General features: G+C 76.3%; 15 protein-coding genes. 10 read left to right on the top strand and 5 right to left on the bottom strand.

Annotation, left to right across the window (positions count from 1 at the left end; translation table 11 throughout):
* Window positions 1–384: 384 nt before the first annotated feature.
* Window positions 385–756: a hypothetical protein gene (locus ACI769_RS03325; protein WP_409141154.1), complete on the bottom strand. Its 372-nt coding sequence runs from the start codon at window positions 754–756 to the stop codon at window positions 385–387.
* Between the two features lie 151 nt (window positions 757–907).
* On the opposite strand from ACI769_RS03325, the gene ACI769_RS03320 reads away from it, so the two are divergent.
* The 5 genes from ACI769_RS03320 (at window position 908) to ACI769_RS03300 (ending at window position 6,514) form a co-directional block, all read left to right on the top strand.
* Entirely contained in the window at window positions 908–1,864 is a 957-nt protein-coding gene (locus tag ACI769_RS03320; protein WP_409141153.1) for an L-lactate dehydrogenase, read from the top strand.
* Between the two features lie 134 nt (window positions 1,865–1,998).
* Window positions 1,999–3,171 carry a YihY/virulence factor BrkB family protein gene (locus ACI769_RS03315; protein ID WP_409141152.1) on the top strand — a complete coding sequence of 391 codons (1,173 nt, stop codon included), beginning with the start codon at window positions 1,999–2,001 and terminating at the stop codon, window positions 3,169–3,171.
* 102 nt (window positions 3,172–3,273) lie between these two features.
* Window positions 3,274–4,365 carry an acyl-CoA dehydrogenase family protein gene (locus tag ACI769_RS03310; RefSeq protein WP_409141151.1) on the top strand — a complete coding sequence of 364 codons (1,092 nt, stop codon included), beginning with the start codon at window positions 3,274–3,276 and terminating at the stop codon, window positions 4,363–4,365.
* Complete coding sequence (locus ACI769_RS03305; protein WP_409141150.1) at window positions 4,362–5,771, top strand: PIG-L family deacetylase; 1,410 nt, start codon at window positions 4,362–4,364, stop codon at window positions 5,769–5,771. The genes ACI769_RS03310 and ACI769_RS03305 overlap by 4 nt, the downstream gene beginning before the upstream one ends.
* The gene (locus tag ACI769_RS03300) at window positions 5,768–6,514 is read left to right on the top strand and encodes a glycosyltransferase (RefSeq protein ID WP_409141149.1); all 747 of its coding nucleotides are present in this window, start codon (window positions 5,768–5,770) and stop codon (window positions 6,512–6,514) included. The genes ACI769_RS03305 and ACI769_RS03300 overlap by 4 nt, the downstream gene beginning before the upstream one ends.
* Window positions 6,515–6,552: 38 nt before the next feature.
* Here the strand turns inward: ACI769_RS03300 and ACI769_RS03295 are convergent, their stop codons facing one another.
* Window positions 6,553–7,524 carry a LacI family DNA-binding transcriptional regulator gene (locus tag ACI769_RS03295; RefSeq protein WP_409141148.1) on the bottom strand — a complete coding sequence of 324 codons (972 nt, stop codon included), beginning with the start codon at window positions 7,522–7,524 and terminating at the stop codon, window positions 6,553–6,555.
* Between the two features lie 158 nt (window positions 7,525–7,682).
* On the bottom strand, window positions 7,683–8,201 hold the full coding sequence (locus ACI769_RS03290; RefSeq protein ID WP_409141147.1) for a VanZ family protein: 519 nt from the start codon (window positions 8,199–8,201) through the stop codon (window positions 7,683–7,685).
* Between the two features lie 55 nt (window positions 8,202–8,256).
* On the opposite strand from ACI769_RS03290, the gene ACI769_RS03285 reads away from it, so the two are divergent.
* From ACI769_RS03285 to ACI769_RS03275, 3 genes are all read left to right on the top strand, one after another.
* Window positions 8,257–9,114: an MBL fold metallo-hydrolase gene (locus tag ACI769_RS03285; RefSeq protein WP_409141146.1), complete on the top strand. Its 858-nt coding sequence runs from the start codon at window positions 8,257–8,259 to the stop codon at window positions 9,112–9,114.
* 94 nt (window positions 9,115–9,208) lie between these two features.
* Window positions 9,209–9,481 (top strand): hypothetical protein, encoded by a 273-nt coding sequence (locus ACI769_RS03280; protein WP_144681188.1) that lies wholly within the window; start codon window positions 9,209–9,211, stop codon window positions 9,479–9,481.
* Window positions 9,454–9,966, top strand: coding sequence for a hypothetical protein (locus tag ACI769_RS03275; protein ID WP_409141145.1), 513 nt, complete (start codon window positions 9,454–9,456; stop codon window positions 9,964–9,966). Before ACI769_RS03280 ends, ACI769_RS03275 begins: the two co-directional genes overlap by 28 nt.
* 19 nt (window positions 9,967–9,985) lie before the next feature.
* Here ACI769_RS03275 and ACI769_RS03270 read toward each other — a convergent pair whose 3' ends face one another.
* Window positions 9,986–11,734 (bottom strand): SpoIIE family protein phosphatase, encoded by a 1,749-nt coding sequence (locus ACI769_RS03270; RefSeq protein ID WP_409141144.1) that lies wholly within the window; start codon window positions 11,732–11,734, stop codon window positions 9,986–9,988.
* Between the two features lie 105 nt (window positions 11,735–11,839).
* On the opposite strand from ACI769_RS03270, the gene ACI769_RS03265 reads away from it, so the two are divergent.
* Window positions 11,840–12,574, top strand: coding sequence for an aminoglycoside phosphotransferase family protein (locus tag ACI769_RS03265; protein WP_409141143.1), 735 nt, complete (start codon window positions 11,840–11,842; stop codon window positions 12,572–12,574).
* Between the two features lie 156 nt (window positions 12,575–12,730).
* Window positions 12,731–13,117 carry a hypothetical protein gene (locus ACI769_RS03260; RefSeq protein WP_085386913.1) on the top strand — a complete coding sequence of 129 codons (387 nt, stop codon included), beginning with the start codon at window positions 12,731–12,733 and terminating at the stop codon, window positions 13,115–13,117.
* Between the two features lie 62 nt (window positions 13,118–13,179).
* Here ACI769_RS03260 and ACI769_RS03255 read toward each other — a convergent pair whose 3' ends face one another.
* Window positions 13,180–13,830, bottom strand: a complete 651-nt coding sequence (locus tag ACI769_RS03255) for a LysE/ArgO family amino acid transporter (protein WP_369824963.1) — start codon at window positions 13,828–13,830, stop codon at window positions 13,180–13,182.
* Window positions 13,831–13,866: the final 36 nt, after the last annotated feature.

The raw sequence follows: 13,866 nt of genomic DNA, 5'->3' as shown, positions 1-13,866 counted from the left end.
GCCGGCGAATCAGCCAGCCAGGCGACGCAGAGCAGGACGGTCGCGATCGCGAACAGCTCGACGGCCGGGCGCGCAGCGCGAAAGCCCCACGTCCAGGCTCGTCCGTCGTCCATGCCTGAGGAGTCTGGCAGAGGCCGGGTGTCGTCTCGGACGGATCGGCGCGCGGGTGTCGGCCTACGGCGTGGTGGGGGTGTCGAGCGCCTTCTCGGGCAGGACCTCACCGGTGCGCGCGCCGCTCCCCCGAGCGACAGGGGTACGGCACGACGACGCCTCTGCTGCTATCCCCTGGGCCGGTCGAGGCTCGTCGCTCCCGGACTCTGCGGCGCTCGTTGGCGTCATCCCAGAGCCACGACCGCCCTTCCCGGCCTTCGCGCGCGAGCCGTCTCAGCTACAGCTGTTCTTGACGTGCTCGGTGACCGCGCTGAACGAGGCCTGGTAGTCGTCGTCGAGCAGGAGCTCGGTCCCGTCGTCGCCGTCGGCCAGGGCGTCCGCCACGTCCGAGGCCGTCGTCGTCACGCGGTCCCAGTCCGTGCTGAGCGCGTCGGGCGCGGTGACCTCGCGCATCGCCTCCGCGTCCTGCGCGAACGCGTCCGCGGCCTCGTCGCGCGTGAGCGACTCCGTGCTGGCCCTGACGGTCGCTTCGTACGACCGGGCGGCGTCGCAGAAGCTCGGCTCGTCCGCCGAGCAGGCCCCGACCGACACCAGCACCACACCCGCCGCGGCGACCGCCGCGACCCGGGACCGCAGAGCTCTCATGACCGTCCTCGCCTCGCACCCTGCCCGGCCTGGCGGTCGGGCCTCCCCGGGCGGGCCGAGGAGCACTGCCGATGATGCCCCAGGCCCTCCGGCACCGCCCCCGGACGCCGCGCACGAGCCGCGGCGGCGCCGTCTGCGTAGCGTGGTGCCCATGACACGCGTCGAGAGCTCGAAGGTCACGGTGGTGGGCGCCGGGAGCGTGGGGACCAGCCTGGCGTACGCCGCGCTGATCCGCGGCTCCGCACGGACGGTGGCGCTCTACGACATCAACCGCGCGAAGGTCGAGGCCGAGGTGCTCGACCTCGCGCACGGCACGCAGTTCACGGGGGCGAGCCAGGTCGTCGGTGGCGCGGACCCGTCGGTCGCGGAGGGGTCGCACGTCGTCGTCATCACCGCCGGTGCGAAGCAGGACCCGGGCCAGAGCCGCCTGGACCTCGCGGGCACGAACGTCCGCATCCTCGAGACGCTGCTGCCGCAGCTCCTCGAGCACGCGCCGGACGCCGTCTACTGCATCGTCACCAACCCGTGCGACGTGCTGACCGTCGCGGCACAGCAGATCAGCGGCCTGCCGACGTCGCGCGTGTTCTCCTCGGGCACCGTGCTCGACACCTCCCGGCTGCGCCGCCTCATCGCCGACAAGGCTCGGGTCGCGGCGACGAGCGTGCACGCGGACATCGTGGGCGAGCACGGGGACACCGGGTTCGCGCTGTGGTCGCAGGCGCGCATCGGGCCGGTGCCGATCCTCGACTGGGTCTCGCCCGACGGCCACCACTTCACGCACGGCGAGCTCGACGAGATCACCGAGCAGGTGCGCCAGGCCGCGTACCGGGTGATCGAGGGCAAGGGCGCGACGAACTACGCGATCGGGCTCGCGGGGGCCCGGATCGTCGAGGCGGTCGTCAGCGACCAGCACGCCGTGCTGCCCGTCGGCACCGTGCACGACGACTACCGCGGCATCGGCGGCGTGGCGTTCTCCGTACCGAGCGTCATCAGCTCCGGCGGCGTCCAGCAGGTCCTCGACCTCACGATGTCGGCGGCCGAGGAGCGCCAGCTCCGCGCGTCCGCCGACGCCCTGCACGCCGCGCAGCAGGACCTCGGGCTCGAGTAGCCGCCGGCCCCAGGCCCCTCCGCTTGCGGGTGGAGCCCGGCGCACGGAGCGTGGTGCTCGTCCGGGACGCGCCGTGAGGCCGTCCACCGACGCGAGCGTCGTGCGCCGAGGCGACGCCCACCGAGGAGGCCGCCATGACCGACAGCAGCGGACGCCACGCGTCCGGCACCGCACGGGACGAGGAGTCGCGGCCCGCCCCCGACGCCGACCACAAGCCCGACTCCCCCACGGACCTGCGCAAGCCGTCGTGGGGCTTCGCCGTCAAGGGCGCGGTGCGCGAGTTCATGGACGACCAGTGCACCGACCTCGCCGCCGCGCTGACGTACTACGCGGTGCTGGCGTCGGCGCCCGCGCTGCTGGCGCTCGTGTCGATCCTCGGGCTCGTCGGCGACGGCGAGAAGGCCGTCGAGTCGGTGCTCAAGAGCGTCGAGGGCGTCGTGCCGCAGACCACGCTCGACATGATCAAGCCGCTCGTCGAGAACGCCGCCAACACCGACAAGGCCGGGTTCGCGCTCGTCATCGGTGTCGTGCTGGCCCTGTGGTCGGCGTCCGGCTACGTGGGCGCGTTCTCGCGGTCGATGAACCGCATCTACGAGATCGAGGAGGGGCGCCCGATCTGGAAGCTGCGCCCCGTGATGCTGGGTGTCACCGTCATCACCGTGCTGCTCGCGGGTCTGGTCGTGGGGAGCCTCGTCCTGTCCGGGCCGATCGCGCGCCAGGTGGGCGAGCTCGTCGGCCTCGGGGACACCGCGATCGCCGTCTGGCAGGTCGCGAAGTGGCCGGTCGCGCTCCTGCTCGTCGTCGTCCTCGTCGCGCTGCTCTACCACCTCACGCCGAACATCAAGCAGCCGAAGTTCCGCTGGGTCAGCCCGGGCGCGATCCTGGCGATCCTCGTCTGGGTCGTCGCCTCGGCGGCGTTCGGCCTCTACCTCGGCAGCGGGCTGAGCAACTACGGCGCGACCTACGGCACCCTCGCGGGCGTCATCATCTTCCTCCTGTGGCTCTGGCTGACGAACCTCGCGCTCCTGCTCGGCGCCGAGCTCGACGCGGAGGTCGAGCGCAGCCGCGAGCTGCAGAGCGGCATGCCCGCGGAGGAGCGCATCCAGCTCCCGCCGCGCGACACGCGCGCGAGCGACAAGAAGGCCGCCAAGCGCGAGGAGGCCGTCGAGCAGGCGCGCGCCCTCCGCGAGTCGAACGGCCGGTCGACGGACACCGACAGCGACACCGACACCGACTCCCCCGGGACCGGGCGCACGAGCGCGGACGACGAGGGCACCGGCCCGGGCACGACGCCGCGCCGCGACTGACCGCGGGGGCGCCGCCGGGCTCGACGCGCCCGGCGGCGCCCCCGCGGTTACGGTCGTGGCGGGTCGAGACGAGGCCCGAACTCGATCCCCCGGAGCCGCGACATGCCCGACCTCGCTCGACCCACCATCCCCGGCCTCGTCCCGCTGTACCTGGGCCCGCCGTCGACCCCGCTCGCCGACCGGCCCGCGCTCGTCGGGCCCGACGAGCTCGCCGCGATCGACGCGGCCGGGACCGACGTCGCGGCCCTCCTCGACCACGCGCGCACGATCGGAGCCCGGGCACCGTTCCCCGGCGACGGGCGGACCGCCGAGCTCTGGGGGGCGCTCGCCTCGCTCGCCGCGACGGACGTGGGCGCCGCGCGCGTCGTCGAGCCGCACCTCGACGCCCTCGCGATCCTCGGGCAGGTCCCGGTCCCCGTGGCGCTCGACGCCGTCGGGGCGGGTCCGGACAGCACCTGGGGCGTGTACGCGGCGGAGGGTCCCGGGGTCCGGCTGGAGGCGCACGAGCGCGACGGCGCGTGGGTGCTGTCGGGCACGAAGCCGTGGTGCTCCCTCGCCGCGGACCTCTCGCACGCGCTCGTCACCGCGTGGACCGACGCCGGTCGGCGGCTGTTCGCGGTCGGGCTGCGGTCGCCGGGCGTCGTCCCCGCCGACGGCCCGTGGGTCGCGCGCGGGCTCGCCCAGGTCGTGAGCGCCGCGGTCCGGTTCGACGACGTCCCGGCCGTGCCGGTCGGGGCGCCCGGCTGGTACCTGGAGCGGCCGGGGTTCGCGTGGGGCGGCATCGGCGTCGCGGCGTGCTGGTGGGGTGGCGCCGTCGGGCTGGCGCGGACGCAGCGCGACGCGCTCGCCGCGCGCGAGCCGGACCAGCTCGCGCTCGCGCACCTCGGTGCGACGGACCGCGCGCTCGCCGCCGGCCGGGCAGTCCTCGCGGAGGCCGCGAGCGCCGTCGACGCGGGCGTGGACGGTCCCGACGCCTCCCTGCTGGCGCGGCGCGTCCGCGGGGTCGTCGCGGAGGTCGTCGAGGAGGTGCAGCGCCGCTGCGCCCACGCGCTCGGCCCGGGTCCGCTGACCACGGACGAGCGGTTCGCGCGACGCGTCGCGGACCTCGGCCTGTACGTGCGCCAGCACCACGCGGAGCGCGACGACGCGTCGCTCGGCCGCGCCCTCCTCGCGCACGGGACGACGGCGTGGTGACGTTCGACCACCGCGAGCCCGGCACGTCGGAGGACGCGTGGGTGCGCGCCGGGATCCTGGACGTCCCGCGCCTCGACGTGGGCGAGGTCGCGCACCTCGTGGTGCTCGCCGCGCACCCCGACGACGAGTCCTTCGGCGCGGCGGGGCTCGTGCACGAGCTGGCCGGTCGCGGCGCCGCGGTCACCGTGGTGGTCGCGTCGGACGGCGAGGCGTCGCACGCGGGCTCCGCGACGGTCTCGCCCGAGCGGCTCCGCGCCGTCCGCCGCGCGGAGGTGGCCGAGGCGGTGGGCGTCCTGGCCCCTGCGGCCCGGCTCGTGCTGCCCGGCCTGCCCGACGGCGGTCTGCGCGAGCACCGCGAGGACCTCGCCCGGGTGCTCGGTGACGTGCTGGACGCCGTGCTCGCCGGGCCGGGCGGCGGGGGCGTGCCGCCGTCGTCGGTGGTGCTGTGCGCGCCGTGGCGCGGCGACGGGCACCGCGACCACCGGATCGCGGGCGAGGTGGCGGCGGAGGTCGCCGACCGCCTCGGCCTGCGCCTCCTGGAGTACCCCGTGTGGCTGTGGCACTGGGCGGACCCGGGCGACGACGCGGTGCCGTGGCCGACCCTGCGCGCGCTGCCGCTGGGCGCGGAGGCCAGGGAGGCCAAGCGGCGCGCCCTCGCCGCCCACGTGACGCAGGTCGAGCCGCTGTCCACGGCGCCCGGCGACGAGGCGACGCTCGGCCCGGAGATGCTCCGGCACGCGGACCGTGGCGTCGAGGTGCTCGTCGACGCGTCGGGCCGCCGGGTCGCGAAGGAGCCCGCGGACCCGGGCGCGAGCCTCGGCGCGGGGTTCTTCGAGCGCTTCTACGCGGGCCGACGCGACCCGTGGGGGTTCGAGACGCGCTGGTACGAGCAGCGCAAGCGGGCCGTCCTCCTGGCGAGCCTTCCCCGGCGGCGGTTCCGGGCCGCGCTCGAGCTCGGGTGCTCGACGGGCGTGCTCACGGCCGAGCTCGCCGCGCGCTGCGACCGCGTGGTCGGCGTGGACGTCGCCGAGGCTCCGCTGGCGCAGGCGCGGCGCCGCCTCGGGCCGGAGGTCGAGCTGCTGCGTCTCGACACCCCGGACGAGTGGCCCGACGGCACGTTCGACCTCGTCGTGCTCTCGGAGGTCCTCTACTACTACGGTCGCGACGACCTCGACCGCGCGCTGGACCGGGCGACGGCGTCGCTCGCCGACGACGGCGTGCTCGTCGCGTGCCACTGGCGGCACGACGTCGTCGAGTACCCGCTCGGCGGCGACGAGGTGCACGCGCGCCTCGCCGCCCGCCCGGAGCTCGACCGGCTCGCGCACCACGTGGAGGAGGACTTCGTCCTCGACGTGCTCGTCCGCCGTCCGGCGGTCTCGGTCGCGCGCGCGACGGGGCTGCTGTGAGCGCCCCGGGGGTCGGTTCGGCGGGCGCCGTCGAGCGCGTCGTCGTGGTCGTCCCCGCCCGCGACGAGGAGGAGCTGCTGCCGCGCTGCCTCGCGGCGCTCGGGCGGGCGACGGCCGTCGTCGGGCGGGACCGGCCGGACGTGCGGGTCGCGGTCGTCGTCGTGCTCGACGGCTGCACGGACGGGAGCGCGCGCGTCGCCCGGGCCGCGGGCGTGCGCGTGGTGGAGATCGCGTACGGCAACGTCGGGCGCGCTCGTCGGGCGGGGGTGCGCGCCGGCGTCGCCGACCTGCAGGTACGCCGGGACGGCGCCGCGGCACGCACGTGGCTCGCGTGCACCGACGCGGACTCCGCGGTGCCCGACCACTGGCTGACGCGTCAGCTCGACCTCGCGGACGCCGGCGCGGACGTCGTGGTCGGCACCGTCCGCCCCGAGCTGGCCGCCCTCTCGCCGGACCGGGCGCGCGCGTGGCTCGCCACGCACCGGCCGGGCACGGCCAACGGGCACGTGCACGGCGCGAACCTGGGGATCCGCCTCACGGCGCACGACGCCGCGGGCGGGTTCGCGCCCGTCGCGGAGCACGAGGACGTGGGGCTCGTGGAGCGCGCCCGGGCCGCGAGGGCGCGCGTCGTCGCCGACGCGGCCGCCGAGGTCCTGACGTCGGCGCGCCTCGTCGGGCGCACGCCCGGCGGGTACGCCCGGCACCTGCGCGAGGACCTGCTCGCGCACGACCTCCCCGCCTGAGGCGCCACCTCCCGGCGAGCGCAGTCCTGGCGGCCGGGTCAGGCGCTCGTGCGCCGCACGACGACGGACGGGAACGTCCGCTCGTCGTCGTGCCGCCGCCCGAGCAGGGCCGCGGTCGCGGCGGCCGCGATGCGCTCCACCGGGTGCGTGGCGGTCGTCAGGCCGGGACCGGCCTGCTCCGCGAACGGCTGGTCGTCGAACCCGGTGACGGCGACGTCGTCGGGCACGCGGACGCCGTCCTCCGCGAGCGCGCGCATCGCGCCCACGGCGAGGGTGTCGCTCATCGCGACGAGCGCGTCGACGCCGGGCCAGCGCAGTCGCGCCTCGCGCGCGGCCTCCGCGCCGGCGAGCCACGAGAGGTCGGCCGCGACGACGCGCGTCGGGCGCCCCGCCGCCCGGACCACGCTCTCGTACGCCTCGACGGCACGCCGCGACCCGGGCAGCCAGCCCGGTCCCGTGAGCATGACGACGTCGCGCCGTCCGTCCGCGAGCACGTGCTCGACGAGCGCGGCGATCCCGGCGGCGGCATCGACGTCGTACGAGGGGACGCGGCCGTCCGCGGGGCCGATCGCCGCGACGCGCGGGACGAGCTCGCGCGGGACGCTCGCGAGCACGTCCGCCGAGTAGTCGACGAGCAGCACGCCGCCCACGCCGGGGTCGCGCGCGAGGCGACGCAGCTCCTCCCGCGGGTCGCGGCCGAGCCAGCGCAGGGCGACCCCGACGCCCTGGGTGTCCGCGGTGCGGCTCGCCGCCGCGACGACGCGCGCGACGTAGGGGTCGGCGAGCAGGTCCGCCGACGGCGACCCGACCGCCACCACGACGCGCTCGCCCCGCCCGCTCGCGAGCGCCCGCGCGCCCGGGTGCGGCACGTAGCCCAGCTCGCCGACCGCCGCGAGGACGGCGCGGCGCGCCTCGTCCGACACGCGGCCCGCCCCGCGCACGACGCGCGACGCCGTCGACCGCGAGACGCGCGCGGCGGCCGCGACGTCGTCGAGCGTGGTGGTCGGCATGGCGTTCTCCTGGGCGGGGTCGTGTCGGCGGTGACGGGCGACGCGCCCGGACCACCACGCTAACCCGGGGAGCACGCTCCGTGGAAGCGTTCCCACACCGTGTCCGCGCTCGGGTTTCGCGGCCCGCGGAGCCGACGACCGGACGCCCGGCCGCGCCGTCAGGACGCGCGGGTCGCGGCCACGCGGTCGTCGTCCGTCGTGCGCGCCTGCCGGGCGGCGAGGCGCAGCGCGACGACGGCGACCCCCGCGCCGACGAGCGCGCCGATCGAGTTGGAGAGCCAGTCGTTCGTGTCGCACGACCGTCCCAGCGCCGGGACGAGCGCCTGGAACGCCTCGACGAGCGCCGACGCGACGACCCCGCCCAGCAGCGCGACGAGCGGGCGGCGGAGCAGCAGTGCCGCGAGCATGACCGGCGGCACGAACAGCACGACGTTCGCGAACAGCTCGACCCGGGCCGGCGTCGGCAGGGCCCACCCCACCGTGCAGACGGCGTACAGCTCGCGGTCGACCGGGACGAGCGTCAGCAGGAGCAGCGGCACGAGGGACAGGGTGAGCAGCGCGCCGGTGAGGCGGCGGCGACCGACGAGCCACGAACCCAGGAACGGGCCGACGACGACGAGGGCCGCGAGCGCGAGCGGCGACATCCAGGGGTGCGCGACGAGGAGCGTGGAGATCATGGGGGCGACAGTCTGTCAGGAGACGCGTGTCGGCGGGGCACGGTAGACCTGTGCCATGACGACGACGCCCGCGCCCTCGCCCACCCCGACCCCGGACGCGGGCTGGTGGATCTGCCGCACGTGCGCCGTCGAGCACGCCGAGCGCCCCGCGGTGTGCGCGATCTGCGCCGACGAGCGCCAGTGGGTGCCCGCCACGGGCCAGGCGTGGACCACGCTCGCCGAGCTCGCCGCGGCGGGCGAGCGCCTCGTGCTGGAGGAGCTCGAGCCCGACCTGTTCGGCCTGACGAGCGAGCCGACCGTCGGCATCGGGCAGCAGGCCAAGATCGTGCGCACCCCGGCAGGCACCCTGCTGTGGGACCCGCCGGGCTACGTGGACGACGCCGCCGTCGAGCAGGTGCGCGCGCTCGGCCCGGTCGTCGCGATCGCCGCGAGCCACCCCCACATGTTCGGCGTCCAGGTCGAGTGGAGCCGTGCGCTCGGCGACGTCCCCGTGCTCGTCGCCGAGGCGGACGCGCACTGGGTCGCGCGGCCCGACCCGGTCATCGAGACGTGGACCGGCGAGCGCGAGGTACTGCCCGGCGTCGTGCTGTCGCAGCCGGGCGGCCACTTCCCCGGGAGCGCCGTCGTGCACTGGGCCGCAGGCGCCGACGGTCGGGGCGTGCTGCTCTCGGGCGACACGATCTTCGCCAACCCCGACCGCACGTCGGTGAGCTTCATGCGGTCCTACCCGAACCGCATCCCGCTCTCGGCGGCCGTCGTGCTGCGCGTCGCCGAGCGCGTGGCGCGGCGCCCGTTCGAGCGGCTCTACAACAACTTCGAGGGCGTGATCCCCGCCGACGCCCGGGCGGTCGTGCTCCGCTCCGCGCAGCGGCACGCCGCCTGGGTCCGCGGCGACTTCGACCACCTCACCTGACCGCACCGCCAGCCAGGGCTGCGACCGCGCGCGGCCCGGCCGAGGATGGGAGCCGGAGGTGACGACGATGCCGAGACGTGTCTCAGGGGCCGCGGTGGCTGCGACGGGGACGTGGGTCGACCCGGACGGCGTCCGCATGCCCGCCGGCGAGGTCCACGCGTGGGAGCGCGGCACCAACGCGACGGTGTGCCGCCTGCAGCTCAGCCGCCAGGGTCTCGTGCGGTTCCCCCACGTGACGTGGGCCGACGTCCAGCCCGCGACCGGGCGGGACGCCGACGCCGTCACGTCCGTCTGCCGCCGCTGCGCCGCCGGGACGGGCGCCCGGCGCGACGAGAAGCCGTGGCGCCGGGTCGACCCGCGACCGTGACGGCGTCCTGCCCGGGTCATGGACAGGTCGCCCGCAGGGCGCTCTGCGGGCTGGCCGTCGTCGTGGCCGTGGCGTCCGGCTGCGCTCTCGGGACCGGCGAGCCGACGGCGTACTGCCAGCCCGACGACCCGCTGGTGACGCCGCAGCGCGTCGCTCCGGGCGACGACCTGCATGTCGAGGTGGCGGGAAGCAGCGGCAGCACGGGGTGCGAGCGCGAGCTGCCCGCCCGCGCGCGCTACGAGGTGCTGATCACGGTCGCGGGACCCGCGGACGATCCCGCCACCGGCCGGTACAGCGTCTCCCTCGGGGTGCTCGAGCCCGACGACGAGGGCGACGCGGTGGGCACGTTCCCGGTCCCTGACGACGCGCCGACCGGCGAGGCCGAGGTCTCGGTGAGTCTCCGGCACGCCCCCACCGTGTGCGAGGTCGACCCGACGATCGGGTGCGCTGCGCCGCCGTCCGCGCTCGTGGACGTCGTGCCCTGACGCCCGCGCTCGCCGGGGCTCACGCCGAGACGGCCACCGGGGTGCCAGGGACGTCGCGCCGCACGACCGTCGCCTGCGGACCGGTACGGAGCGCGACGAGCGCGACGTCGTCCTCCCCGTCGCCGGGGAGGACCTGGGAGAGCGCCGTCCGCACCACGTCGTCCAGGCTCGCGCCCGCCAGGCCCCGCAGCGCGTCGGCGAGCGCGGCGACGTCGTCGCGGATGCTGTGCCCGCGGCGCTCCACGAGGCCGTCCGTGTACAGGACGAGGGTGTCGTCGGTGCCGAGCTCGACCGTGTGGTCGTGCCGGCCCGCGCCGGGTCGCAGGCCGAGCGGGAGGTCGTTGCGCACGGTGAGCACCTCGACCGCGCCGTCCGCGCGGACGACGACCGGGGGCAGGTGGCCCGCGCTGGACCAGCGGACGGTGCGCACGCCGCGGGAGCGCTCGTCGTCGCTCTGCTCGATGCGGGCGACGACCGCGGTCGCGACAGCGTTGATCCCCAGGGCGAGGCCGTCGATCGCGGCGTCCACGCGCTCGAGCAGGCGGGCCGGCGTCGCGCCGCTGTCGTAGCCGATGGCGCGCACCAGGCCGCGGAGCTGGCCCATCGTCGCGGCGGCGCCGAGGTCGTGCCCGACGACGTCCCCGATGACGAGGGTCGTCACGCCGTCGGACGCCACGAACGCGTCGTACCAGTCGCCGCCGATGTCGCGGTCGTGGGTCGCGGGCTGGTAGTGCACTGCGACCTCGAGGTCCTCGGGCTGCGGCGGCTCGGTGAGCACGGCCTGCTGGAGCACGAGCGCGAGCTCGCGGGCGCGCGCCGTCTCCTCCTCCGACCGCTCGGCCCGACGGCGCAGCTCGTCCAGGGTCGTCCGCATCCGCGCGGCGTCGCGCAGCGCCGCACCGATGGTCGTGGCGAGACCCGTCAGGTAGCGCGCGTAGTCGTCGTCCCACGGGCGCCCGGGCGCCGCCTGGAGGACCAGCACGCCCGCGGCGCCCCGCGGGCTCGCGTCCCGCAGGGGCTTCACGACGCGGCCCGCCGCGACCTCGCGCTGTCCGGTGATGAGCGTGCGCCCGACGGCCTCGGCCTCCGTACCGTCGGCCGCGGCGCCCGCCTCGAGGAGCACGCGCGGGCGCGGGCCGTCGATGGCGTAGAACGCGACGCGCGCGACGTCGGCGCTGCGGGCGAGCACCTCGACGACCGGGCGGGCGAACGCGGCCAGGCTGCCGGCCGTCGTCGGCAGGACGGCGTGCAACTCCCCGAGCGTGAGCAGACGGCGCTGGTTCACGACCTCGCGCGTCGTCTCCGTCACGATGTCGAGGACGCCGGCGATCCGTCCGTCGTCGTCGACGAGGGGGCTGTAGGAGAAGGTGAAGTAGGTCTCCTCGTCGAAGCCGGAGCGGTTCATGACGAGGGGCATGTCCTCGCTCCAGGTGGACCGGCCCTCGGTGAGCACCACGTCGAACAGCGGCTCGATGTCGTCCCAGATCTCCGGCCACACCGCACGGACCGGCGCGCCGAGCGCGCTCGGGTGCTTGTCGGTGCCGAGGAGGTCCCGGTACCCGTCGTTGTAGAGGAGCGTCAGCTCCGGGCCCCACACGATCATCGCGGGGAACCGGGTGGAGAAGCACAGCCGCACCGCGTGGCGGAGGGCGACCGGCCAGGTCGCGGGCTCTCCCAGCGGGGTGTCCGCCCACACGACCTCGCGGGCGAGGCGACCGACGTCGCTGCCCGACGTCGCCTCGTCAAACCAGCTCGCGTCCGCGTTCACCTCCGCATCGTAGAGGGCTCCGGGCCTCGGGACGGCGCGTGGGGCGTGCTGAGACGGGCCGTTAATCGCTGTTCCACGCTGCGCGCACCGCGCAGGATCGGGGCCATGGACGACACGACGGAGCAGGAGCTCACCGGCGGCAACGTGAACGACGTCGTGCGGCGCGGGGACACCGTGCGGCGCTCGGCGGGCCCGTGGACCCCGACCGTCCAGGCGCTGCTGGCGTGGGTGCGTGCCCAGGGCGTCTCGTTCGTGCCCGCCCCGCTGGGGCTCGACGAGCAGGGCCGCGAGGTGCTCGGCTGGATCCCCGGCGAGACGGGCGGCTGGCCGGTCCCGGACTGGGTGTGGACGGCCGCGGCACGCGAGCAGGCGGCGGGGATGCTGCGGACGGTGCACGACGCCTCGGTCGGCTTCGCTCCCCCGGGTGCCGTGTGGCGCTCGCCGGTGCGCGAGCCCGCGGAGGTCGTGTGCCTCAACGACGTCGCGCCGTACAACATGGTGCACGACGGCGAGCGGGTCGTCGGGTTCATCGACGTCGACATGGCGGCGCCCGGGCCGCGCGCGTGGGACCTCGCCTACCTGGCCTACCGGATGTGCGGGTGGTGCGAGGACATGCCCGCTCCCGCGGACGCCCGGCCCGAGGAACGGCTGGCGCACCTGCTGGAGGCCTACGGGCCGGACGCGGCGCCGGGGGCCGCCGTGGTGCTCCGCACGATGCGCGAGCGCCTGCTCGACCTCGCGGACTGGACCGAGGAGCGTGCCCGGACGACGGGCCGCGACGACCTGCGGGAGCACGCCGCGCTCTACCGGCGGGACGTCGAGCGCCTGCCGCGGAGGTGAGGGGTGGTTGCCGGTGCCGCACCAGCAGGGGGCAGAGATGCGGCACCGGCTGCCCCTCACGCTAGATGTGAACTGGACAAGCGTCCAGTAGCGAGAGCGGGTGAAGTTGACGAAGGTCCCTTCCGCTGACAGCGCTTTCCGCTGAAGATGTGGCCCATGGGGCTGAACTGGGGGAACACCGGACCGGACGTGTACGAGGCGCGCGCGCCCGAGGGCGTCTACCGCATCGTCGCGCGCGGCGCGGAGTGGTGCCTCGAGAAGCCGTTCCCGACGCCGGGCCGCATCGGCGGGTTCCCGTCGACCGCCGAGGCCATGGCCTGGGGCGACGACCTGCACCTCGCCGCGAGCGGCCCGCGCGTCCGCACGCCGCAGCCCGCGTGGCCCACCGTGGACGAGTTCGCGCGCGTCGTCGACGTCCAGCCCACGGTCCTGCGCTCGTGGATCGCGGTGCACGCCGGCGGCTCGACGAGCCCTCGACGCCGCATCGACCCGGCGACCCAGCAGCGCATCCGCACGTTCTACCAGCTCGACCCGACGCCCTGACCCCGCGGCCCCACCGCCCCGCACCCCCCGCGTGACCCGCGCGGTGAACTGCTCCCAGCCGCTCAGCCACCCAGCAGCAGGGACACCCCGATCGTCGCCATGACGACGGCGATCACGCCGTCGAGCACGCGCCACGCCCCGGGCCGGGCGAAGACCGGCGCGAGCAGCCGCGCGCCGAAGCCGAGCGCGGTGAACCAGACGACGCTCGCCACCATCGCCCCGGTGCCGAACAACCACCGGGCGGTGTCGGCGCCCCCGGCCCCCGCACCGCCCGCGTGCGCGGCGGCGTAGCCCGCGGCGAGCGACCCCAGCAGCAGGACCGTGTCGAGGTACACGTGCGGGTTGAGCCACGTGAGGGCGAGCGACGTGCCCACGGCCGACCGCGCCGACGTCGCCCCCGCGCCCGACGCCGGGTCGAGCCCTCCGGGGCGCAGCGCCCGCCGGGCGGCGAGCGCCGCGAGCGTCAGGAGGAACGCGGCGCCACCCCAGCGCACGACGGTGAGGAGCACGGGCGCACCCGTCACGAGCGCACCGAGGCCGGCCGTCCCGGCCGCGATGAGCACGAGGTCCGAGACCGCGCAGACGAGGACGACGGGCAGCACGTGCTCGCGCCGCAGCCCCTGGCGCAGCACGAACGCGTTCTGCGCGCCGATCGCGACGATGAGGGACAGCCCGGCGGCGAGGCCGGCAGCGAGGGGCGCGAGGAAGGACAGCACCCCTCGACGGTAGGGACGCGAGGTGATGAAGTA

The organism is Cellulosimicrobium sp. RS, from assembly GCF_046159675.1.
GTDB classification, from domain to species: domain Bacteria; phylum Actinomycetota; class Actinomycetes; order Actinomycetales; family Cellulomonadaceae; genus Cellulosimicrobium; species Cellulosimicrobium funkei.
Note: the sequence above shows the minus strand (reverse complement) of the source record. Positions and strands in the feature narration are given on the sequence as shown.